Origin of the sequence: Streptomyces sp. NPDC057249 (genome assembly GCF_042669245.1) — a bacterium.
GTDB lineage: Bacteria > Actinomycetota > Actinomycetes > Streptomycetales > Streptomycetaceae > Streptomyces.
Map to the genome: position 1 here is coordinate 51772 of NZ_JBHUXS010000004.1, position 21127 is coordinate 72898.

Annotated in this window: 17 protein-coding genes and 1 pseudogene; 13 read left to right on the top strand and 5 right to left on the bottom strand. The window is 74.0% G+C overall.

Annotation, left to right across the window (positions count from 1 at the left end; all coding sequences use genetic code 11):
* The first annotated feature begins 48 nt into the window (after window positions 1–48).
* From ACFUJY_RS08910 to ACFUJY_RS08925, 4 genes and pseudogenes are all read left to right on the top strand, one after another.
* Window positions 49–3513, top strand: coding sequence for a DNA polymerase III subunit alpha (locus ACFUJY_RS08910; RefSeq protein WP_383296625.1), 3465 nt, complete (start codon window positions 49–51; stop codon window positions 3511–3513).
* Window positions 3510–4568, top strand: a complete 1059-nt coding sequence (locus ACFUJY_RS08915) for a hypothetical protein (RefSeq protein WP_383297448.1) — start codon at window positions 3510–3512, stop codon at window positions 4566–4568. The genes ACFUJY_RS08910 and ACFUJY_RS08915 overlap by 4 nt, the downstream gene beginning before the upstream one ends.
* A gap of 223 nt (window positions 4569–4791) precedes the next feature.
* Window positions 4792–5685, top strand: coding sequence for an esterase/lipase family protein (locus ACFUJY_RS08920; RefSeq protein ID WP_383296627.1), 894 nt, complete (start codon window positions 4792–4794; stop codon window positions 5683–5685).
* 76 nt (window positions 5686–5761) lie between these two features.
* Window positions 5762–6847, top strand: a pseudogene (locus ACFUJY_RS08925) (methyltransferase domain-containing protein); the annotation flags it as partial.
* A gap of 21 nt (window positions 6848–6868) precedes the next feature.
* Here the strand turns inward: ACFUJY_RS08925 and ACFUJY_RS08930 are convergent.
* Both ACFUJY_RS08930 and ACFUJY_RS08935 read right to left on the bottom strand, forming a co-directional pair.
* The gene (locus tag ACFUJY_RS08930) at window positions 6869–7372 is read right to left on the bottom strand and encodes a DUF402 domain-containing protein (RefSeq protein ID WP_383296629.1); all 504 of its coding nucleotides are present in this window, start codon (window positions 7370–7372) and stop codon (window positions 6869–6871) included.
* A complete protein-coding gene (locus ACFUJY_RS08935) occupies window positions 7353–8273 on the bottom strand; it encodes a GNAT family N-acetyltransferase (RefSeq protein WP_383296631.1) in 921 nt (306 codons plus the stop codon). Before ACFUJY_RS08935 ends, ACFUJY_RS08930 begins: the two co-directional genes overlap by 20 nt.
* 69 nt (window positions 8274–8342) lie before the next feature.
* On the opposite strand from ACFUJY_RS08935, the gene ACFUJY_RS08940 reads away from it, so the two are divergent.
* From ACFUJY_RS08940 to ACFUJY_RS08955, 4 genes are all read left to right on the top strand, one after another.
* Window positions 8343–8717 carry a GntR family transcriptional regulator gene (locus tag ACFUJY_RS08940; RefSeq protein ID WP_383296634.1) on the top strand — a complete coding sequence of 125 codons (375 nt, stop codon included), beginning with the start codon at window positions 8343–8345 and terminating at the stop codon, window positions 8715–8717.
* Window positions 8718–8997: 280 nt separating this feature from the next.
* Window positions 8998–9780, top strand: a complete 783-nt coding sequence (locus ACFUJY_RS08945; protein WP_383297450.1) for an SGNH/GDSL hydrolase family protein — start codon at window positions 8998–9000, stop codon at window positions 9778–9780.
* A gap of 184 nt (window positions 9781–9964) precedes the next feature.
* Window positions 9965–10228, top strand: a complete 264-nt coding sequence (locus ACFUJY_RS08950; protein ID WP_383296636.1) for a hypothetical protein — start codon at window positions 9965–9967, stop codon at window positions 10226–10228.
* 239 nt (window positions 10229–10467) lie between these two features.
* Entirely contained in the window at window positions 10468–11004 is a 537-nt protein-coding gene (locus ACFUJY_RS08955) for a TetR/AcrR family transcriptional regulator (protein ID WP_383296638.1), read from the top strand.
* A 15-nt stretch (window positions 11005–11019) separates the two neighbouring features.
* On the opposite strand, the gene ACFUJY_RS08960 is transcribed toward ACFUJY_RS08955, so the two are convergent.
* The 3 genes from ACFUJY_RS08960 to hmgA are packed head-to-tail and all read right to left on the bottom strand — an operon-like array spanning window position 11020 to window position 14505.
* Window positions 11020–12309, bottom strand: a complete 1290-nt coding sequence (locus ACFUJY_RS08960; protein WP_383296641.1) for a type ISP restriction/modification enzyme — start codon at window positions 12307–12309, stop codon at window positions 11020–11022.
* 38 nt (window positions 12310–12347) lie between these two features.
* Complete coding sequence (locus tag ACFUJY_RS08965) at window positions 12348–13148, bottom strand: GntR family transcriptional regulator (RefSeq protein ID WP_383296644.1); 801 nt, start codon at window positions 13146–13148, stop codon at window positions 12348–12350.
* A gap of 28 nt (window positions 13149–13176) precedes the next feature.
* A complete protein-coding gene (hmgA, locus tag ACFUJY_RS08970; RefSeq protein WP_383296647.1) occupies window positions 13177–14505 on the bottom strand; it encodes a homogentisate 1,2-dioxygenase in 1329 nt (442 codons plus the stop codon).
* A 119-nt stretch (window positions 14506–14624) separates the two neighbouring features.
* On the opposite strand from hmgA, the gene ACFUJY_RS08975 reads away from it, so the two are divergent.
* The 5 genes from ACFUJY_RS08975 (at window position 14625) to ACFUJY_RS08995 (ending at window position 21025) form a co-directional block, all read left to right on the top strand.
* Entirely contained in the window at window positions 14625–16772 is a 2148-nt protein-coding gene (locus ACFUJY_RS08975) for a right-handed parallel beta-helix repeat-containing protein (RefSeq protein WP_383296650.1), read from the top strand.
* Window positions 16769–17569, top strand: coding sequence for a hypothetical protein (locus ACFUJY_RS08980; protein WP_383296654.1), 801 nt, complete (start codon window positions 16769–16771; stop codon window positions 17567–17569). Before ACFUJY_RS08975 ends, ACFUJY_RS08980 begins: the two co-directional genes overlap by 4 nt.
* On the top strand, window positions 17566–18876 hold the full coding sequence (locus tag ACFUJY_RS08985; RefSeq protein WP_383296657.1) for a hypothetical protein: 1311 nt from the start codon (window positions 17566–17568) through the stop codon (window positions 18874–18876). The genes ACFUJY_RS08980 and ACFUJY_RS08985 overlap by 4 nt, the downstream gene beginning before the upstream one ends.
* A gap of 34 nt (window positions 18877–18910) precedes the next feature.
* Window positions 18911–19528, top strand: a complete 618-nt coding sequence (locus ACFUJY_RS08990; RefSeq protein WP_383296660.1) for a TetR family transcriptional regulator — start codon at window positions 18911–18913, stop codon at window positions 19526–19528.
* Between the two features lie 138 nt (window positions 19529–19666).
* Window positions 19667–21025 carry an ABC transporter ATP-binding protein gene (locus ACFUJY_RS08995; protein ID WP_383296663.1) on the top strand — a complete coding sequence of 453 codons (1359 nt, stop codon included), beginning with the start codon at window positions 19667–19669 and terminating at the stop codon, window positions 21023–21025.
* Window positions 21026–21127: the final 102 nt, after the last annotated feature.

The window sequence follows — 21127 nt, forward strand, 5'->3', positions numbered from 1 at the left end:
AGAGCGAGGGGGTGGGTCAGCGCGTACGGATCGGTTCAGGAGGTGCAGGTGCCAGGGTTCACGCATCTGCATACCGCCTCCGGGTTCTCCCTGCGGTACGGGGCCTCGCACCCGGAGCGGCTGGCGGAGCGCGCCGCCGAGCGGGGCCTGGACGCCCTCGCGCTGACCGACCGCGACACCCTGGCCGGCGCGGTCCGGTTCACCCGGGCCTGCGAGCGGGCCGGGGTGCGCCCGTTGTTCGGGGCGGACCTCGCGGTGGGGCCGGGACCGGGGGACGAGCCCGCCCGGCGCCCCCGCACCCCCGCCCGCGGAGGTGTCTTCGTCGACGAATCCGCACCCCGGGTCACCTTCCTCGCCCGCGACGGCGCCCAGGGCTGGGCCGAGCTGTGCCGCCTGGTCACCGCCGCCCACGCCGCCGTCCCCGAGGGCGGCCGGCCCCTGGTCGGACGGCTCGCGCTGCCCGCCGAAGGGCTCACCGTGCTGCTCGGCCCCGCCTCCGACGTGGGCCGGGCGCTCTCGGCGGGCCGCCCCGACCTGGCCGCCGCCCTCCTCGGCCCCTGGCGCGAGCTGTACGGCGACGGCCTGCGCCTCGAAGCCGTCCACCACGGGCGGACCGGCACCGGACCCGGTTCGCTGCGGCTCGCCGCCCGTACCCTCGGCCTCGCCGCCGAGCAGGGCGTACGGGCCGTGCTGACCAACGCCGTCCGGTACGCCGACCCGGGGCAGGGACCGGTCGCCGACGTGCTCGACGCCGCCCGCCGGCTCGTCCCCGTCGACCCGCGCCGCGCCCCGCTCGACAGCGGTGAGCGCTGGCTCAAGGACGCCCCCGCGATGGCGGAGGCCGCCGAGCGGATCACCGCCGCCGCCGGGCTCGGCGCCGGTGCCGGGGCGCGGCTCCTCGCGGAGACCCGGCACACCGCCGAGGCGTGCGTGGTGGACCCCGGGGGCGACCTCGGCCTCGGCTCCGTCCACTTCCCCGAACCCGGCCTCGTCGGCGCGGGCCGGCGCACCGCCCAGCGGGTGCTGGCCTCCCGCGCCGCCGCCGGCATGGTGCTGCACGGCTACGACCGCAGGCCCGGGTACTGGGACCGGATGCACCACGAGCTGGACATCATCGCCCACCACGGCTTCGCCTCGTACTTCCTGACGGTCGCCCAGGTGGTGGACGACGTGCGCGCGATGAAGGTGCGGGTGGCCGCCCGGGGCTCCGGGGCCGGTTCGCTGGTCAACCACCTGCTGGGCATCGCCCACGCCGACCCGGTCGAGCACGGGCTGCTGATGGAGCGCTTCCTGTCCAGGCGCCGCTTCGTGCTGCCCGACATCGACATCGACGTCGAGTCGGCCCGCCGCCTCGACGTCTACCGCGCGATCATCGACCGCTTCGGTGCCGAGCGGGTCGCCACCGTCGCCATGCCCGAGACCTACCGGGTGCGCCACGCCATCCGCGACGTCGGCGCCGCGCTCTCCATGAACCCGGCCGAGACCGACCGGCTCGCCAAGGCGTTCCCGCACATCCGGGCCCGCGACGCCCGCACGGCCATGGAGGAACTGCCCGAACTGCGCGAGGTCGCGAGGACCAAGGAAGCGTACGGGAGGCTGTGGGAGCTGGTGGAGGCGCTGGACGCGCTGCCGCGCGGCGTCGCCATGCACCCGTGCGGGGTCCTCCTGTCGGACGCCTCGCTGCTGCGCCGCACCCCCGTCATGCCCACCAGCGGCGAGGGCTTCCCGATGTCCCAGTTCGACAAGGACGACGTGGAACACCTGGGGCTGCTCAAGCTGGACGTGCTGGGCGTGCGGATGCAGTCGGCGATGGCGCACGCGGTGGCCGAGGTGAAGCGGGCCTCGGGGAGCGAGGTGGACCTGGACGCCGTGGAGCCGGGCGACCCGCGCACGTACCAGCTGATCAGGACGGCCGAGACGCTGGGCTGCTTCCAGATCGAGTCGCCCGGCCAGCGGGACCTGGTCGGCAGGCTCCAGCCGGAGAACTTCCACGACCTGGTGGTCGACATCTCACTGTTCCGGCCGGGCCCGGTCTCCGCCGACATGGTCCGCCCGTTCATCGAGGCCCGGCACGGCCGCGCGCCGGTCCGCTACCCGCACCCCGACCTGGAGGGCCCGCTGCGCGAGACGTACGGCGTGGTGGTCTTCCACGAGCAGATCATCCAGATCGTCGACATCATGACCGGCTGCGGCCGCGACGAGGCCGACCGGGTCAGGCGCGGGCTCTCCCACCCCGAGTCCCAGTCCCTGATCAGGGTCTGGTTCGCCGAGCACGCGGCGGCCCGCAAGTACGACGCGGAGGTCATCGCCCGCGCCTGGGAGATCATCGAGGCGTTCGGCAGCTACGGCTTCTGCAAGGCGCACGCGGTGGCCTTCGCCGTGCCCACGTACCAGTCCGCCTGGCTGAAGGCGCATCACCCGGCGGCCTTCTACGCCGGGCTGCTCACCCACGACCCCGGGATGTACCCGAAGCGGCTGCTTCTCGCCGACGCCCGGCGGCGCGGGGTGCCCGTGCTGCCGTTGGACGTGAACCGGTCGGCGGCCGCTCACAGAATCGAACTGGTGTCTGATGGAGAGGGGGAGGGGGAGCGCTGGGGGCTGCGGCTGGCGCTCTCGGACGTCCACGGGATCAGCGAGGCCGAGGTCGCCCGGATCGAGGCCGGCCGGCCCTACAGCTCGCTGCTCGACTTCTGGCAGCGGGCCCGCCCGGGGAAGCCGGCCGCCGAGCGGCTGGCCCAGGTCGGCGCGCTGGACGCGTTCGGCGCCAACCGCCGCGACCTGCTGCTCCACCTCTCCGAACTGCACCGCGCCCAGCGCGGCGCGGGCTCCGGGGCACAGCTCCCGCTCGGCGGCGGGCACCGCACCGCCTCCGTCGGCCTGCCCGACCTCAACGAGGCGGAGCGGCTCAGCGCCGAGCTGGGCGTGCTGAGCATGGACGTCTCGCGCCACCTGATGAGCGATCACCACGCCTTCCTCAAAGAGCTCGGCGCGGTCTCGGCCAAGCGGCTGCGCGAGGCGCGGCACGGGGAGACCGTGCTGGTCGCGGGTGCCAAGGCGGCGACCCAGACCCCGCCCATCCGCTCCGGCCGCCGGGTCGTCTTCACCACCCTGGACGACGGTACGGGCCTGGTCGACCTGGCCTTCTTCGACGACAGCCACGCCGCCTGCGCGCACACCGTCTTCCACTCCTGGCTGCTGCTGGTGCGCGGGGTGGTGCAGCGGCGCGGGGCGCGCAGCCTGAGCGTGGTCGGCGCGGCCGCCTGGAACCTGGCGGAGCTGGCCGAGCTGCGGCGCACCGGCGGCCTCGACGCGGTCGCGGAGCGGCTGGCGCAGGTGCCGGAGCCGGAGGCCGGGGATTCGCCATCGGATGCGGCCCCGGCCGGTGACGACGGGCGGCGCATCCGGATGCCCACCGGTTACGAGATGAACCCCTGGGCGGACCTCAAGCCGGCCGGCGAGGGGCTGCCCACCGGAAGGAAGCTGTGGCACCAGAGTCCGGGGAGCGCGGGATGACCGGGGCGGCCGGGGCGGCTGAGGCCTCCGGGGTGGCTGAGGCATCTGGGGCCTCCGGGGCCTCCGGGGCCGACGTCCTCTGCCTGCGGTTCCGCCGGGTCGGCGGCGGGCCCCCGGACGCCGCCGGGTACGCGGGGCTGCTCGCCCTGCTCGGTTCGTTCACCCCGGTCGTGGAGGCGGCCCCGCCCGACGGGGCGCTCGCCGATGTGCGCGGGGCGCTCCGCTACTTCGGGCGGGACGTGCGGGGCCTGGCCTCGGTGATCCGGGTCCGCGCGCTGGCCCTGCACGGCGTGGACTGCGCGATCGGGGCCGCCCCGAACCCGATGCTGGCCCGGATGGCGCTGCGGCAGGCCGCGCCCGGGACGACCTTCGTGGTGCCCGCCGACGGGGTGGCCGCCTTCCTCGCGGACCGGCCGGCCGCCGCGCTGGACGGCGTCGGGGCGGCGACGGCCCGGACGCTGTGCGGGTACGGGCTCGACTCCGTCGGCCGGATCGCGGCCGCCCCGCTCGGCACCCTGCAACGGATCACCGGGACGCGGACCGGGCGCGACCTGTGGGAACGGGCGCACGGCATCGACCGCACCGCCGTCCGGCCGAACGCCGCCGCCCGCTCGGTCGCCGCCGAGCGCACCTTCCCGCGCGACGAGCTGGACCCGGAGCGGCAGCGCCGCGCGCTCATGTCGCTCACCGAGGAGCTGGGGGCGCGGATGCGCGGCGAGGGGCAGGTGTGCCGCGCGCTCGCGGTCTCCGTGCGGTACGCCGACCGCACCGGTTACTCGACGCTGACCCGGAGCCGTACCCTCCGCGAACCCACCGCGCACTCCGCGGAGCTCACCGCGCTCGCCTACCGCATCCACGACTCGTTCGGCCTGCAACGGGCCCGGGTGCGGGGGATCGGGCTGCGCGCGGAGGGGCTGGGCGAGGCCGAACGGGCGGCGCGGCAGCTGAGCTTCGACCCGGTGGACGAGCGGGCGCGGCGGATCGAGGCGGTCGCGGACCGGCTGCGGGAGCGGTTCGGCCCCCGGGCCGTGATGCCGGGGCGGCTGGCGGCCTGAGCGGTGCGCGCGGGGCCGGGCGGGCCCCGGCTGTGCTGCGGGCCGATCGCGTGAGTCCGGCCGTCCGGCGGCGCCGCGGACTTTTTACCGACGCGTAACTTCCCAGCGAACCCTACTCGTGCGTAATTTGGCATGAGCACGCAGAAAATTCAGCAGAACTTGTGGTCCGGGCCGCAGGGTGCACAGACATCGCAACTCCCTTGAGCCGCAAGGAGACCCCACGATGCTGCCCTGGACCCGTGCGCCGCGTCCCCCACGCGCCCGCCGGACGCTCGCCGCCCTGCTTCTCGCCGTCGCCGCGGTCGCCACCCCCACGGCGACCGCCGCGGCCGCCCCCGCCGCCACGACGGCCGCCACCTCGCGCGGCTGGAACGACTACTCCTGCAAGCCCTCCGCCGCCCACCCCCGCCCCGTCGTCCTGGTCCACGGGACCTTCGGGAACTCGATCGACAACTGGCTCGTCCTCGCCCCCTACCTGGTCAACCGGGGCTACTGCGTCTACTCCCTGGACTACGGTCAGTTGCCCGGCGTGCCGGTCTTCAACGGCCTCGGCCCGATCGACGAGTCGGCCGGACAGCTCGCGGCCTTCGTGGACGAGGTGCTCGCCTCCACCGGCGCGGTGAAGGCGGACATCGTGGGCCACTCGCAGGGCGGCATGATGCCGAACTACTACCTGAAGTTCCTCGGCGGCGCGGCCAAGGTGAACGCCATGATCGGGCTCGCCCCCGACAACCACGGCACCACGCTGCTCGGCCTGACCAAGCTCCTGCCGTACTTCCCCGGCGTCGGTGACCTGCTCGACGCCGGTGCGCCCGGACTCGCCGACCAGGTGGCCGGATCGCCCTTCATCACCAAGCTCAACTCCCTGCCGGACACGGTGCCCGGCGTGCACTACACCGTCATCGCGACCCGGTACGACGAGGTCGTGACCCCGTACCGGAGCCAGTTCCTGGACGGGCCGGACGTGCGCAACGTCTTGCTCCAGGACCTGTGCCCGGTCGACCTCTCCGAGCACGTGGCCATCGGGACCATCGACCGGGTCGCCTACCACGAGGTGGCGAACGCCCTGGACCCGGCGCACGCCACCCCGACCAACTGCGCCTCGGTCATCGGCTAGAGCTGTAACGCCCCCCGTCCCGGCGGAGCCGGCCGGGACGGGGGGCGTTGTCAGTGGCGGCTGGCACCATCGGATCATGACGACGACCGACTGGGACTCCCTCGCCGACACCTTCGACCAGGAGGCCGACCACGGACTCCTCGACCCGGTGGTCCGCGACGCCTGGGCGCGGCGGCTGGAGAGCTGGCTGCCCGCCGGGCCGTCCGATGTGCTCGACCTCGGCTGCGGCACGGGGAGCCTGGCGCTGCTCGCGGCCGGCCTGGGCCACCGGCTCACCGCCGTGGACAGCGCGCCGCGCATGGTGGAGCGGGCCCGCGCCAAGTTGGCCGGCACGGGCGCCGACGTGCTGGTGGGCGACGCGGCCCGACCGCCCGTCGGCGACCGCGGGTTCGACGTGATCCTCGCCCGGCACGTGGTGTGGCTGCTGCCCGACCCGGCGGCCGTCCTGCGCCACTGGGCGGGGCTCCTGCGCCCCGGCGGCAGGCTGATCCTGGTGGAGGGGGTGTGGAACGGCGACGGTCTGTCCGCCGAACGCCTCACCGCGCTGCTCGCCCCGCTCACCGAGCGCGTCCACCACGAACGGCTCTCCGGCGACCGCGACCTGTGGGGCAAGGACGTGGACGACGAGCGGTACGCGCTGGTGGCCCGGGTGCGCGGGACGCGCCGCCACACCGAGGTGGTCGACGTGCACCTGATCCTCCGCCGCGGCTCCGAGGTCCTGCTCGCCCGGAGGTCCGGCACGGGATACGCGGACGGCCTGCTGCACGCCCCGTCCGGCCATGTGGAGGACGGCGAGGACGTGCGCGCCGCGGTGATCCGGGAGGCGGCCGAGGAGACCGGCCTGGACCTGGACCCGGCGGAGCTGAGCGTGGCCCTGGTCATGCAGCACCGCGGCCCGGGCGGCCATCCGCGCACGGGCTGGTTCTTCGAGGCGGCGTACGACCCCGCGCGGCCCCCGTGCAACCGCGAACCGGACAAGTGCTCCGAGCTGGCCTGGTATCCGCTGGACACCCTCCCCGACGACATGGTCGCGTACTGCCGCGCGGGCCTCGACGGCTACCGCGCGGGGGAGCGCTTCCTGGTCCACTGGCACGAGGACGGCGATCCGATCGCGTACGAGCCGCAGGGCGAGCGGCGGGCGGTGGTGCTGCCGGTGAGCGGGGGGTGAGCCCGCTCCGGGCGCTCAGGCCGGTGCCAGCAGCGGGGCCAGGCCCTCCGGCGACCGGGCCAGCCGTTCCAGCTGGTCCAGGGCCGCCGCCGCGGCCTCCGCCGCCTCCGGGTCGCGCCCGGCCAGGCCGCTCGCGGCGAACTCGTCCTCGTCCAGCCGCAGGATCTCCGAGCCGTCGGCCGACACCCACAGGTCGAGGTCCAGGTCCTCCACGACCAGCTCGCCGTCCCGGAGCACCGCGGGCCGGGTCACGTCGCAGTACCAGCCCTTGAGTTCGCCCGCGCCGGTGCGGACCTCCTTCACCGCGAACCAGGCGTCCCGCCAGTAGTGCTCGGTGAAGACGTCGCCCGGTTCGAAGCGGACGAAGCCGAAGTCCCGGACGCCCGGGGCGGCCCAGGGGGCCCGGACGGTGATCCGGGTGCCGTCGTCGGCGACCAGGGCCGCCGGATACCTGATCTTGGTCTTCCCGGCCTTGACCAGGACGACGGTCGGGCCGGCGTCAGCCGATCCTGCGGGCATGGCGTACCTCCGTGGCACAGATCTCGTAGCCGAACCAGTGGTTGATCGCCAGCATCGGCCCGTTGCCGGCGTCGTTGCCCGTGTAGGCGTCGGTGCAGCCGGCGGCGCGCGCCCGGTGCAGCGAGTCGTTCTTCGCGAGCTTGGCGAAGCCCCGGCCCCGGTGCGCCCGCCGGGTGCCCGTCATCGCCGAGCCGTAGCGGCCCGCCCCGTCGGTGCGGGCGGCGCTGAAGGCCGCCACCTCGCCGTCGGCCACCACGACCGAGGTGAGGTGGTGGTCGAGACCGGGCGCCCGCCAGGTGTCGGCGAGCCATTCCTCGTAGTCCTCGAACCGGGCGGGCGTGTCGCTGGGCTCGTCCGCCGTGGTCTCGGCGTCCGCCTCGAAGAGCGGGCGCGGATCGCCGGCGAAGTCGGCGCCCGTCCGCAGTTCGACGCCGGCCGGCGGTTCCTGACGCGGCGGCAGCGAACCGTTCGCCAGATCCAGATGGAGGAAGTGGGCCGGCCGGCTCGGTGCGTAGCCGTGCTTCTCGGCGAACGCCCGGTCGCCGGGCGTGTCCGGGACCCAGGTGTAGACGGTGGTCGCCCCGGCCATGGCCAGATACTCCTCGGCGGTCCGCAGCAGCAGCGTCCCGGCGCCCCGGCCGGTCCGGTCCGGATGGACGTACGGATTGCAGAACGCCGACCCCGGCTCCGGGCTGTCATGGGCCAGGCCCACCTGCGCCGTCCCGATGATCTCGCCGTCCTCCTCGGCGACCAGCATCCGGTACCGCCGCGCCGCCGGGGCCCCGGTGAGGTCGGCCACGACCTGCTCCGGTGTGGTGATCATGTACGGCAGGGCGGCGCGCCGCACCCGCACCCATCCCTCGGCGTCTGCGGGCCGGAAGTCACGTACGAGGACAGTCATGCGCCGGACGCTATCCGCGTCCCCGGCCCGGGCGCCTCCCCATTTCCGCGCGTGGGGGACAATCGGCCCGTGACCCTGAAGATCGCCGTGGACCCGGACTCCGGCACCGCCCCGTACGAGCAGCTGCGCACCCAGATCTCCGAACAGGCCCGCTCCGGCGTGCTGCCGGTCGGCTACCGGCTCCCGACGGTACGCGGCTTCGCCGAGGAGCTGGGCCTCGCCGCCAACACGGTCGCCAAGGCGTACCGCGCGCTGGAGGCGGACGGCGTCATCGAGACCCGCGGCCGCAACGGCACGTTCGTCGCCGCCGCCGGTGACACCGCCGACCGCAACGCCGCCGCGGCGGCCCGCGCGTACGCCGAACAGGCCCGCCGCCTCGGCCTCTCCCGCGCCCGCGCCCAGGAACTGGCCGAGGACGCGGTGCGCGCCGTCTTCGCCGGCTGATTCGCCGACTGAGGACCAACGGCGCGGGACCACGGCGCGGGAACCACGGCGCGCCCGCTGCGAGACCCGTCCGTCCCGGACCGGCGCCCCCCGGCCCTGGCCACAACCCCGTTGTCCGTACGTCGAGTTGACGGGGCGGCCGGTCATGAGCGCTTCAGCGAAAGCTCATCCGTTCGACTTGGCATGAACACTTCCGGAAACGGTGTCCGCGCTGCTACCACTGAGTAGGCAGAGATCCTGCCGGTCGCTCAAGGGAGATTCCGTGAAACTGTCCAGACTCGTGGCATTCTCGTCCTCGCTCCTGCTCGGCGCCGTCATCGCCCTGACCGGGGCGGCCACCGCGAACGCCGCATCGTCCGTCGACTACGTCGCCCTGGGGGACTCGTACTCCTCGGGCGTCGGCTCCGGGAGTTACATCAGCTCCAGCGGTGACTGCAAGCGCAGCACCCGGGCTTACCCCTCCCTCTGGGCCTCCGCCCACTCGCCCGCCTCCTTCTCCTTCGTCGCCTGCTCCGGGGCGCGTACGGGCGATGTGATCGCCAATCAGCTCGGGCCGCTGAACTCCTCGACCGACCTCGTCTCGATCTCCATCGGCGGCAACGACGCCGGTTTCGCGGACGTCATGACGACCTGCGTCCTCCAGTCGGAGTCCACCTGCCTCAACCGCATCGCCACCGCCCGCAGCTACGTGGACACCACGCTGCCCGGCAAGCTGAACTCGGTGTACGACGCGATCGAGGCCAAGGCCCCCGCCGCCCATGTCGTCGTCCTCGGCTACCCGCGCTTCTACAAGATCGGCGGCAGTTGCGTCGTCGGCCTGAGCGACAAGGTGCGCAGCGCCATCAACGGCGCCGCCGACTACCTCAACGCGGCCACCGCCAAGCGCGCCGCCGACCACGGCTTCAGCTTCGGTGACGTCGCGAGCACCTTCGCCGGACACGAGATCTGCTCCGGAAGCTCCTGGCTGCACAGCCTCAACTGGCTGAACATCGGCGAGTCGTACCACCCCTTCGCCGCCGGCCAGTCCGGCGGCTACCTGCCCGTCCTGAACGCGCTGGACTAGAGCGGTGGCGCGCCCCGGAAGGGGCGCGCCCGTCGACTCGCCCCGGAATCGGCGCGATGCGCCGACACCTCGTCAACCTCCGTATATGTGTGCGCAATCCCGCTCCCGGGATACACGGGTGTCGGTGGCAGGCGATAGGGTTAACCTGCCCGGGCCGAGTGCCCTCGTACGGGTGGGGAGTGACATGGAACAGATAACGGTGCGCAGCAGGGCGCGCGTGCCTGCCATTACATGCGGGAGCAGCGCGACGAGTTCGCGCCTCGACCGTCATCTCGCGGTGCTGGGCGGCCCCGTCGTGCCGCAGCGCGAGGCGGCGGAAGCGACGCTGCTGATGCGCGAGCTGACCTCGCGCGACGCCGGACACGCCCGGCGCAGCAGAAGTGCACGGGTGTCGCTCTTCGCGCCACTGCGCCGGCTGCGGCGCTCGCTCTTCGGCGGCCGCCACTGATCCGACCGCGGTCCCGAGTCTCCGCAGCGCGCTGCTGCCCGCTCTTCCGTCATCCCCGGAGCCGGCAGTGGCGCGTCGCCATGTCCGCACCCGGTCACGCACCGTGTCCGGTGGGCCCGCATGGGTGCCGAGGTAATTCGGTGCCGAACTACTTCTACACTGTGCCCATGCCCGAGAAGCGAGCCGCGCGTCTGCGCCCCGACGAGCGAAGGGCGCAATTGGTAGCGATTGGCGTGGACATGCTCGCCGATTGTTCCCTGGACGAGCTCTCCACCGACGCCGTGGCCCGGCGGGCCGGCATATCGCGCGGCCTGCTCTTCCACTACTTCGACTCCAAACGCGACTTCTACCGGTCCGTGGTGCGCCAGGAGTGCGAGGACTTCGCCGCCGCCACCGAACCCGACGCCTCGCTGGACCCGGTCGCCTGGATGCGCGCGTTCATCGCCGGTTTCGTCGCGTACGTGACCGGGCGCCGCAAGATCTTCCGCGCTCTCCTCCGGGGCGCCGCCGGCAGCCACCCCGCCGCCGAGGACATCGTGGAGGCCACCCGCGCCACCCTCGCCCGCCGGGTCGCGCAGGGGCAGCGCCGGCTCGGGATGGAGCCGTCGCCCCGGCTGGCCCTGGCCACCCGGGCCTGGCTGGCCTTCGCCGAGGAGGCGGCCACCAGCTGGCCGCTGGACGAGCCGGACGCCCTGGACGAGCTCCGCGCCTTCCTGGAGACGGGCTTCGTCCGCCTCCTCGGCGACCTGGACCGGCCGGCCGCCCTGGCCGAGTAGCCGCGCCGGCCCCGCTCACAGCAGCGCGAACTGCCCGTCCGGACCCTCCTCCTGATGGTCCAGGACCGAAGCGGGCCGCCGTGCCGCCCCTCCCACCGGCAGCACCCCCGCCGCCCGCAGTTCCTCCTCGCCGGCCCCCGGGCCGGAGGCCAGCGCGTCGGCCAGCTCCTCCTGGCGGGGCCGCAGCCCGTCGAGGAGGGCGAGGAGCGTCACCAGGTCCAGCAGCTCCGAGGTCCACTCCTGCGGCCAGGCGCGCGGCCGGACCGCGTCGAGCCCCGCCGCGTCCGCCCCCGGCGCTCCGCACACCGCCGCCCGGCGCTCGAACCACAGCTCCAGGACCCGCACCCCGCTCACCCGGAACTCCCACGCACCGGCGGGCACCGGCGAGACGCGGCCGGTGCCCAGGCCGAGCGCCCGCTCCTCGGGGTCGTACGACAGGGACGCCGGCACCGGCGGGACGGCCGCCCGCACATAGGGCCGCTGCCCGCCCGGGAGCCGGGGGCGCTCCGCCCCGCGCGCCCCGCGCAGCTGGAGCCGCAGCAACTCGCGGCCCAGCTCCACCCCCTCCGCCCAGCGCGCGGCGTCCGCCGGGAGCGGGACCACGCAGCCGGCCGGCGAGGGGCGGGCCGCCGCCAGAATCCAGGCGAGCACCGACTCGGCGGTGACCGCGTCCCCGTACCGGGCGCGCAGGACGGGGAGCAGGCCGGGGGCGAGGTTGGGTTCGAGGCCGCCGGGGCGGCGGTACAGCGGGCGGACCCGGCCGGGGCGGCCGGCGGGGGAGTGGCCGTCGGGCAGCAGCGCCGTCACCGACACGGCCGGGCCCGGAGCGTTCGGCACCCGGCCGTGCTCGACCAGGAAGAGCTGGTGGCCGTCGGCGACCCGCCACAGCTCGGGCCGGGCCACGTCGATGAGCCGGTGGTCGGGGATCAGCCACTGCTCGTCGTAGGGGCCGTGCAGCACCCGCACCGGCTCCGGGCAGGGGCCCGTCTCGCGGGCGAAGCGGCCGGTGGCGCCGGACCGGCCGGGCAGGGCGGTCACGGCGGTGTGCTGCGTACGGGCGCGGGTCGGGGCGAACAGCCGCTCGCGCTCCTCGCCGGACGCCCGCACGAGGCGGTCCCAGCGGGCCCGCAGGGATGCCGCGTCCGGGGCGGTGACCCAGGCGCGCCCGGTGCGCAGCGGCCGGACCGACCAGGGCATGAGGTCGTCCAGGAGGGGGCCGCCCGGGCCCTCGCCGGACCCGGCCGCTGCCGGTGCTGCCACCGTGTCGTCCTCCCCGCCTGCCGCCCCCGCCGCCTTCCCCGGCATCGTAACGGCGGCGGCGGGGGCGGCGGCAGGCCGCGCGATCAGTGGGCCTCCACCGTCACCGAGAACGAGAAGCGGTCGCCCCGGTAGTGAATCCGGGCCACGTCGACCACCCGGCCGCCCTCGTCGTACGTGATGCCCGTGTAGTACAGGATCGGGCTCAGCAGCGGGACGCCCAGCAGTTCGGCGGTGGCCGGGTCGGCGAGGCGGGCCTCGACCGTGTCGGTGATCCGGGAGATCGGGACGCCGACCCGGTCGCGCAGCACCTTGGTCATCGGCCACCGGTCGAGGTCCGTCGCGTCCAGGTCCGCCGCGACCTCCGGGTGCACCCAGTTCTGCGCCCAGTTGGTCGGCTCGCCGGTCGTGCCGTCGCAGCGCAGCCGGCGGTAGCCGACGACCTCCGCGCAGCCCGGGAAGTGCTCGGCCGCCTCGACCGGGACCGGGACCGGGCCGTGGTCGAGCAGCGTGGAGCGCTCGCCCGACTGCTGGGCGACGATCGCGTCGATCGAGCCGAGCAGCCGGACCGGCGAGCCCCGGCGGGCGTGCGGCTCGATGAACGTGCCGCGCCGCCGGTGCCGGCTGATCAGGCCCTCCGTCTCCAGCTCCTTGAGCGCCTGGCGCATGGTCAGCACGCTGACCCCGTAGTGCGCCGCGAGCTGCTCCTCGGTGGGCAGCCGCAGCGTGGCGTCCGGGGCGCGGCCCAGTATGGACGCCCGCAGCGACTGCGAGACCTGGTACCACAGCGGCAGCTTGCGGTTCAGGACCAGCGAGTCGGGCGCGAAGGCGGTGCCCCGGGGCGCGGGGCTGTTCGCAGCGGGCTGCGGCACCTGGTCCTCCTGCATGCGTCGTCGCCGGCCCCGGCGGGGCCCGTCACGGCCTGAAGTTGCGGCTCAGACCCTGCCATACGTCGTCGTAGCCCTGTTGCAGGTGGTCCGCCGTCGTGGCCTGCGCGGTCGCGGTGACCGGCCAGCGGGTCTCGAACATGAAGGCGAGGCCGTCGTCGATCTTCTGCGGCTTCAGCTCCGCCGCGCTGGCCTTCTCGAAGGTCTCCCGGTCCGGGCCGTGCGCCGACATCATGTTGTGCAGCGAGCCGCCGCCGGGCACGAAGCCGCCCTTTCCGGCCGTCTTCGCGTCGTACGCGCCCTCGATCAGGCCCATGTACTCGCTCATCACGTTCCGGTGGAAGTACGGCGGGCGGAAGGTGTCCTCGCCGACCAGCCAGCGCGGCGCGAACACCACGAAGTCGACCCCGGCCAGGCCCGGCGTGTCCGAGGGCGAGGTCAGCACGGTGAAGATCGACGGGTCCGGATGGTCGTAGCTGATCGAGCCGATGACGTTGAACCGGCGCAGGTCGTAGACGTACGGGGTGTGGTTGCCGTGCCAGGCGACGACGTCCAGCGGGGAGTGGTCGTAGGTCGCCGTCCAGAGGTTGCCGCAGTACTTGTTGATCACCTCGACCGGGCGCTCCACGTCCTCGTACGCGGCGACCGGGGCGAGGAAGTCCCGCGCGTTGGCGAGGCCGTTGGCGCCGATCGGGCCGAGGTCGGGGAGCGTGAACGGGCGGCCGTAGTTCTCGCAGACGTACCCGCGCGCGGTCTCGTCCAGCAGCTCGACCCGGAAGCGGACGCCGCGCGGGATCAGGGCGACATGACCGGGCTCGGCGCGCAGCAGGCCCAGCTCGGTGCGCAGGAGCAGCCCGCCGTGCTGGGGGACGATCAGCAGTTCGCCGTCGCTGTCGCTGAACACCCGGTCCGTCATCGCCGCGTTGGCGTGGTAGAGGTGCACCGCCATGCCGGTGCGCCGCGCCGCGTCGCCGTTGCCGCCGAGCGTCCACAGGCCCGCCACGAAGTCCGTGCCGGGCGCGGGCTCGGGGAGCGGGTCCCAGCGCAGCCGGTTCGGGTCCGGCACGGTCTCGGTGAAGGGGGCCGAGCGCAGCGCGCCGTTGTCCGTGCGGACGAACGGGGGATGGGCCGCCGAGGGGCGGATGCGATACAGCCAGCTGCGGTGGTTGTGGGCGCGGGGCTCGGTGAACGCGGACCCGCTCAGCTGCTCCGCGTACAGCCCCAGGGGGGCGCGCTGCGGCGAGTTGCGCCCGTGCGGGAGCGCTCCCGGCACCGCCTCGGAGCTGTGTTGATTCCCGAAGCCGGGGGAGTGCTCAAGCCCCTCCGCCGTCTTCCTCGCCTGCTCGATGCCGCCCATGTGCGCTCCCGTCCGAAGGAATCCTATGTACAACCGTAGGAATGGAAGCGTGGGGAGTCAACGGCATTCGGCGTGCAGAAGGGGTTCAAAAAGCTGAACAATGCTCTACTCTCCCGCACATGTCGTGGACACGAAGACTCTTGGCGGTTCCGGCGGTGCTCGCCGCCGTACTGCTCGCGGCCCCCGCCGCCCAGGCGCACGAGGAACGGCCGGTCACCCTGCCCGACGGCACCGGCAGCGTCCCCGTGTACCGCACCGGCGAGCCCGACCTCCTGGTCTGCAAGACCGACCGCGCCGACTTCGAGCGCCGGATCTCCGGCTTCCCCGAGGCGCTGAGGACGCGCAACCTCACGCTCTTCGAGCGGTGCCGCACCAACGGTTACCGCCACCTCCAGCAGGCGGTCGACGCCGTCGACGGACCCGGGAAGACCATCGCGATCCTGCCCGGCCTGTACGAGGAGGAGCCCTCGCTGCCCGCCCCGGAGGGGGAGTGCGCCCGCCTGAAGGCCCCCGACTCCAAGCTGGGCTACCAGATCCTGAGCTACGAGCAGCAGACGCGGTGCCCGCACAACCAGAACCTGGTGGCGATCCTCGGCAAGAAGGACCTCCAGATCGAGGGCACCGGCGCCGCCCGCACGGACGTCGTCATCGATGCCAAGTACCGCAAGCTCAACGCGATCCGCTCGGACAACTCCGACGGGATCTACTTCAAGAACTTCACCGCCCAGCGCACCACCTTCAACTCGCTCTACGTCCTCGCCCAGGACGGCTTCGTCATCGACGACGTGCTGACCCGCTGGAACGACGAGTACGGCTTCCTGACCTTCGCCAGCGACCACGGCCTGTACAAGAACTGCGAGTCCTACGGCAACGGGGACTCCGGCATCTACCCCGGCAGCGCCTCGGACATCAACGACGGCTACGGCTACGACGTACCGCGCTACTCGATCGAGATCACCGGCTGCCGCAGCCACCACAGCATGGTCGGCTACTCCGGCACCGCAGGGGACTCCGTCTACGTCCACGACAACGAGTTCGACCACAACATGGGCGGCGCCTCGATGGACAGCGCCTTCCCCGGCCACCCCGGCCTCCCGCAGAACCACGCCCGCTTCGAACGCAACCTGATCCACGACAACAACGCCGACTACTACCGCTACGTCGCCGACGGCACCTGCGCCAAACCGCCCGCCGAACGGGGTTACGAGGACGGCGTCGTCTGCCCGCAGATCTCCATGCCCCCGGGCACCGGCATCATCACCGCGGGCGGCAACTGGAACCGCTACGAGGACAACTGGATCTACGGGCAGAACCGCGCGGCCTTCTTCCTCAGCGCCGTCCCCGCCTTCATCCGCGGCGAGAACGCCCTCGGCAAGCAGACCGACACCTCGCACCACAACCGCTACGCCGGCAACCACCTCGGCGAGGACAAGAACGGCAGGGCGCGCCCCAACGGCACCGACGTCTGGTGGGACGGCCAGGGCGACGGCAACTGCTGGCAGTCCGACACCGGCGCCTCGACCCCGCGCTCCCTGCCCAGCTGCGGCGAGCGGCGGGGCGACGTCTCCGGCTCCACCGACCGGCTCTTCGGCGAACCGGTCAAGCTCGCCCAGCTGCTGGTCTGCGCCGACTACGACGTACGGGCCCGCCGGCTGCCGGCCGGCTGCGACTGGTACGGGGCACGCGGCATCGAACGCATCGAGGTCCAGGCCGCCCTGGGCATCGCCGTGGTCCTCGTGCTCGTCGGCGGGGTCCTGTGGTGGCGGCGGCTGCGGGGGAGCCGGCTCGCCACGGTCGCGTCGGCCCTGGGCGTCATCGGCCTCGGTCTCGACGTGGCCGGCTCGACCATGGGCCTCGCCGCCACCTACGTACCCGCCGTCGCGCTGCTGCTGACCGGGCTCTGGTGGACCGGCATCGGCCTGGCGCTGCGCCCGGCCCGCCCCGTGTTCGGCTGGGTGACCGTGGTCCTGGGCGCGCTGACGCTGCTGGACGCGCTGGACAAGGGCGTGTTCATGATCCCGTGGATTCCGCTCAGCCCGGCCTGGGTACGGGGGCTGCTCGGCCTGGTCTGGGTCGTCTGGGCCGTCGTGGCCGCCGCCCGGCACGGGGAGCGGGGCGCGGAGCGCGCCGGAGGCGCGGACGGGGGCGGGGACGGCGGCACGGAGGGCGCCGACGCGCCGGAGCCGGCGACCGTCGCCGCCCCCTCCGCTTCCGCCCCCTCGCGCACCGACGCCCCCGCCCCGGAACCGGAAGGCGACCCCTCATGAGCCGCGCCCGCCCCGCCCTCGCCCTGCTCACCGCGGCCGTCCTCGTCCTCGGCGCGGGCGCCTGCGGGGGCCGGGCGACCACCCACCACAAGCCCGGCACCAGTCACGCCGAGGACACCGGGAGCAACGGCCGCCTCCTGAAGGCCGACGACGGCGACGGCCACCGGCTCCGCCAGGTCGACGCCGCCGGCGCGCCGGAGGTGGACCTCGCCGTCCGGCCCGACACGGAGGACGGCTGGAACGTCCACCTCACCGTGCGCAACTTCCGCTTCACCCCGGACAGCGTGGGCGGCGGGGCGCTCGCCGGACGCGGCCACGCCCGGCTGTTCCTGGACGGCCACCCGCTCGCCCGGGTCTACGGCGCCTGGTTCCACCTGCCCGCATCGCTGGTCCGCGCGGCCGGAGGCGGCACCCGGCTCACCGCCGGCCTGTACGCCGACGACCACACCGCCTGGGCCGTCGGCTCCGCCCCGGTCCGGGCCGCCGCCACGCTCGGCGACACCACCGTGAGCCCCGCCGCCACGCCCGACGACGACACCACCACCGTCGACATCGCCGTCGAGGGCGGCAAGGTGAGCCCCGCACCCGGCCGCACCGAGATCGCGAAGGGCGGCACCGTGCGCCTGCGGGTCCGCAGCGACCGCGACGACGTCCTGCACGTCCACGGCTACGACAAGGAGGCGCAGCTCCCCGCCGGACGGACCGTCACGGTCACGTTCACCGCCGACCGCACCGGGCTCTTCGAGGTCGAGACCCACGAGTCGGACCTCCTGCTGACCCAGCTCGCCGTCCGGTGACGGGCGCCCCCGCCCCCGGTGCCGTGCGCGTCCTCGCCCACGGCATCGGGGCCCAGCACGACCTGCCCCTCTCGCCCTTCTACGCCTTCGCCGGGGCGTTCGCCGCGCTCTTCGTCTCCTTCCTCGCGCTCGGGCTCCTCTGGTCCGACTCGCGGTTCACGGGCGAGCGCGCGGGCCGTCCGCTCCCGGCCGCCGTCCAGCGCGCGGCCGACGCCCGCGCCACCCGGCTGACCGCCCGCGCGCTCGGCCCGGCCGCCGCGCTCGCCGTCGCGCTGTGGCTGCTCCTCGGCCCCGCCGACCCGGACCGCAACCCGGCACCCGGCGCGGTCTACGTCCTCCTGTGGGTCGGGCTCGTCCCCGCCTCCCTGCTCCTAGGGCCCGTCTGGCGGATGCTCAACCCGCTGCGCACCCTGCACCTCCTCGCCTGCCGGGCGCTGGGCCGCGCCCCGGAGACCGGCCGGCCCCTCCCCGGGCGCCTCGGGATGTGGCCCGCCGCCGCCGGGCTCCTCGCCTTCACCTGGCTGGAACTCGTCGCCCCCGACCCCGCATCGCCCACCGCCCTGCTGGTGTTCCTCGGTGTCTACGCGGCCGTCCACCTCGCGGGCGCGGCGGTGTACGGCGCGCACTGGTTCGACCACGCCGACGCCTTCGAGGTGTACTCGGGCCTCCTCGCCCGGCTCTCCCCGTTCGGCCGCCGCCCCGCCGACGGGCGCCTGGTCGTCCGGTCCCCGTTCAACGGACTGGACGCCACGCCCCGGCTCCCCGGACTCGTCGCCACCGTCTGCGTGCTGCTCGGCTCCACCGCGTACGACGGCTTCTCCGACGCGCCGCGCTGGATCACCACCGTGCAGACCTCGGAGCTGGGCCGCACCACCACCGCCACCCTGGGACTGCTCGGCGCCGTCGTCCTCGTCGCCGGCCTGTACGGACTCTGCGCGGGCGCCACCCGGCTGGTCTGCGGCACGCCGTCCCACCCGCTCACCGCGTTCGCCCACTCACTGGTGCCGATCGCCCTCGGCTACCTCGTCGCCCATTACTTCACGCTCTTCGCCACCGAGGCCCCCCGCACCCTCGCGCTGGCGTTCGGCGCCGACCGGCCCGCCGCGCCGCAACCGCCCCTGGGGCCGGGCGGCGTCGCCACCCTCCAGGTCGTCGCGATCGTCACCGGACACGTCCTCGGCGTCATCGCCGCGCACGACAGGTCCGTACGGCTCATGCCGCCCCGGCGCGCCGTCATCGGCCAACTCCCGCTGCTCGTCCTGATGATCGCGTACACCGTGGGAGGTCTCGCCCTGCTCATCGCCTAGGGCCTCGCCAACGCCGCAGGAGCCCCGCGGCATCATGGAAGGCGTGCCCGACACGAACAACCTCCGCCGCGCCCCGGTGCAGCAGCGCAGCGCCGAACGCCTCACCCGGATTCTCGACGCCTGCGCCGGGCTCCTGGACGAGATCGGCTACGAGCAGCTGTCCACCCGGGCCGTGGCCCAGCGGGCCGGGGTGCCCATCGGCTCCGTCTACCGCTTCTTCTCCAACAAGCGGTCCCTGGCCGACGCGCTGGCCCGCCGCAACCTGGACAGCTACGCCGAGCGCATCACCGCCCGGCTGACCGCCGTCGAAAGCGCCGACTGGCGCGGCGCGATCGACACCGTGCTGGACGAGTACCTGGCGATGAAGCGCACCGTCCCCGGCTTCGCCCTCGTGGACTTCGGCGCCCCCGCACCCGACGAGGACCCGGCCGACGACGCCAACCAGCGGGTCGCGTCCCGGCTCGCCGGGCTCCTGGCCGGCCAGCTCGGCCGGGAGGCCGACGCGGACCTGCTGCGCGCGATCCTGGTCTGCGTGGAGGCGGCCGACGCCCTGCTCAAACTCGCTTTCCGCACCGACCCGTCCGGCGACGACGCACTCGTCGCCGAGACCCGCGAACTCATCCACGCCTACCTGGCCCGCCGGCTCGACTGACCTTCCCCCGACTGTGAATGGGTCCGGGGCATACCCAAATTTGCGCGAGTCATTCCCTCACCGGGCGCAGTGGGCTAATTTCGGGCCACTGCTGCCGCTCCCCACCGCTCCATCACGAACCCTCCCGGGCGGAACCACATGACTCGCGCCATCACTCTGCACAACGTCAGCAAGGCATACGGACGGTCCCAGCGCGCCGTCGACCAGCTCTCGCTCTCCATAGACCCGGGCGAATTCGTCGTCCTGCTGGGCCCCTCGGGCTGCGGCAAGTCGACCGTGCTCCGCATGATCGCCGGCCTGGAGGACACCACCGAGGGCGAGATTCTGCTCGACGGCGAACCGGCCAACCACCTCACCCCGCGCGAACGCGGGATGGCCATGGTCTTCCAGAACTTCGCGCTCTACCCGACCATGACCAACCGGGACAACATCGGCTTCCCGCTGAAGCTGGAGAACCCGCGTCTGGACCACACCGAACGCATCGAGAACACGGCCAGGATGCTCGGCATCGAGCGCATCCTGGACCGCCGCCCCGGCCAGCTCTCCGGCGGCGAGCGCCAGCGGGTCGCCATGGGGCGGGCCATCTCGCGCCAGCCGTCCGCCTTCCTCATGGACGAGCCGCTGTCCAACCTCGACGCCAAGCTCCGCAACCACCTGCGCGCCGAGATCGCCCAGCTCACCAAGGAACTCGGCGTCACCACCGTGTACGTGACCCACGACCAGGCCGAGGCCATGTCGCTGGGCCACCGGGTCGCCGTCATGCGCGGCGGGGTCCTCCAGCAGGTCAGCCCGCCGCGCGAGGTCTACGCCCTGCCGGAGAACGTGTTCGTCGCCGCGTTCATCGGGACGCCCCGGATCAACCTCCTCCAGGCCGTGGTGCACGCGCCCCTGGAGGGCCGGATGTCCATCGACCTGGGCCGCCAGCGGCTCCCGCTGCCCGAACCGCTCAGCCCCGACCACCAGCTCCTGCGCATCCAGCAGGGCCGCCCGATCATCGTCGGCCTCCGCTCGGAGGCGGTCCGGATCGCCCCGCCCAGCCACGCCCGCCCGGGCGAGGTCGCGCTGAGCGGCATCGTGGAGCACGTCGAGTACCAGGGCCACGAGGCGCTGGTCCACCTCAACACCGGCTCCCGGCCCGCCGTGGTCCCCGAGCTGGAGTCGGCCCGCACCGACCGGGGCCCGGTGCGCAGGCGCCGGGGCGGCCAGGGCGGTGCGGGGGTGCTGGAGCGGATCAAGGAGCGCGCCAGCTCCTACGTGGGCGGGTCCGTCGCCGTCCTGGACGCGCCGGAGGCCGACGACCTGCCGCCCGGCATGCACAGCCCGGACCGCCCCGCCGTCACCGCGAGCGACCTCGTCGTGCGGACCGGGCCCGACATGATGCTGCGCACCGGCGGCCAGGTGCCCCTCCTGGTCGACCTCGCGCACCTGTACGTCTTCGACCACCAGGGCCGCCGCATCTGCCCGCTGCCGAAGGACGTCCCCGGCCTGGACATGTAGACGGGGAGCCCGGCACGTGACGGGGGTCTCTGGCGCCTGAAAACTAACAGCGCTAGTTTGGGCTCCGGACGATCCCGTCCGTCACCGTGTCCGGGAGGAACA

Bases quoted from the DNA above. Each gene is read 5' to 3' on its own strand.
- ACFUJY_RS08915 (WP_383297448.1), top strand. From the start codon at position 3,510: ATGACCGGGGCGGCCGGGGCGGCTGAGGCCTCCGGGGTGGCTGAGGCA.
- ACFUJY_RS08920 (WP_383296627.1), top strand. From the start codon at position 4,792: ATGCTGCCCTGGACCCGTGCGCCGCGTCCCCCACGCGCCCGCCGGACG.
- ACFUJY_RS08930 (WP_383296629.1), bottom strand. From the start codon at position 7,372: ATGCCCGCAGGATCGGCTGACGCCGGCCCGACCGTCGTCCTGGTCAAG.
- ACFUJY_RS08935 (WP_383296631.1), bottom strand. From the start codon at position 8,273: ATGACTGTCCTCGTACGTGACTTCCGGCCCGCAGACGCCGAGGGATGG.
- ACFUJY_RS08950 (WP_383296636.1), top strand. From the start codon at position 9,965: ATGGAACAGATAACGGTGCGCAGCAGGGCGCGCGTGCCTGCCATTACA.
- ACFUJY_RS08955 (WP_383296638.1), top strand. From the start codon at position 10,468: ATGCTCGCCGATTGTTCCCTGGACGAGCTCTCCACCGACGCCGTGGCC.
- ACFUJY_RS08960 (WP_383296641.1), bottom strand. From the start codon at position 12,309: ATGCCGGGGAAGGCGGCGGGGGCGGCAGGCGGGGAGGACGACACGGTG.
- ACFUJY_RS08965 (WP_383296644.1), bottom strand. From the start codon at position 13,148: ATGCAGGAGGACCAGGTGCCGCAGCCCGCTGCGAACAGCCCCGCGCCC.
- hmgA (WP_383296647.1), bottom strand. From the start codon at position 14,505: ATGGGCGGCATCGAGCAGGCGAGGAAGACGGCGGAGGGGCTTGAGCAC.
- ACFUJY_RS08975 (WP_383296650.1), top strand. From the start codon at position 14,625: ATGTCGTGGACACGAAGACTCTTGGCGGTTCCGGCGGTGCTCGCCGCC.
- ACFUJY_RS08980 (WP_383296654.1), top strand. From the start codon at position 16,769: ATGAGCCGCGCCCGCCCCGCCCTCGCCCTGCTCACCGCGGCCGTCCTC.
- ACFUJY_RS08990 (WP_383296660.1), top strand. From the start codon at position 18,911: ATGGAAGGCGTGCCCGACACGAACAACCTCCGCCGCGCCCCGGTGCAG.
- ACFUJY_RS08995 (WP_383296663.1), top strand. From the start codon at position 19,667: ATGACTCGCGCCATCACTCTGCACAACGTCAGCAAGGCATACGGACGG.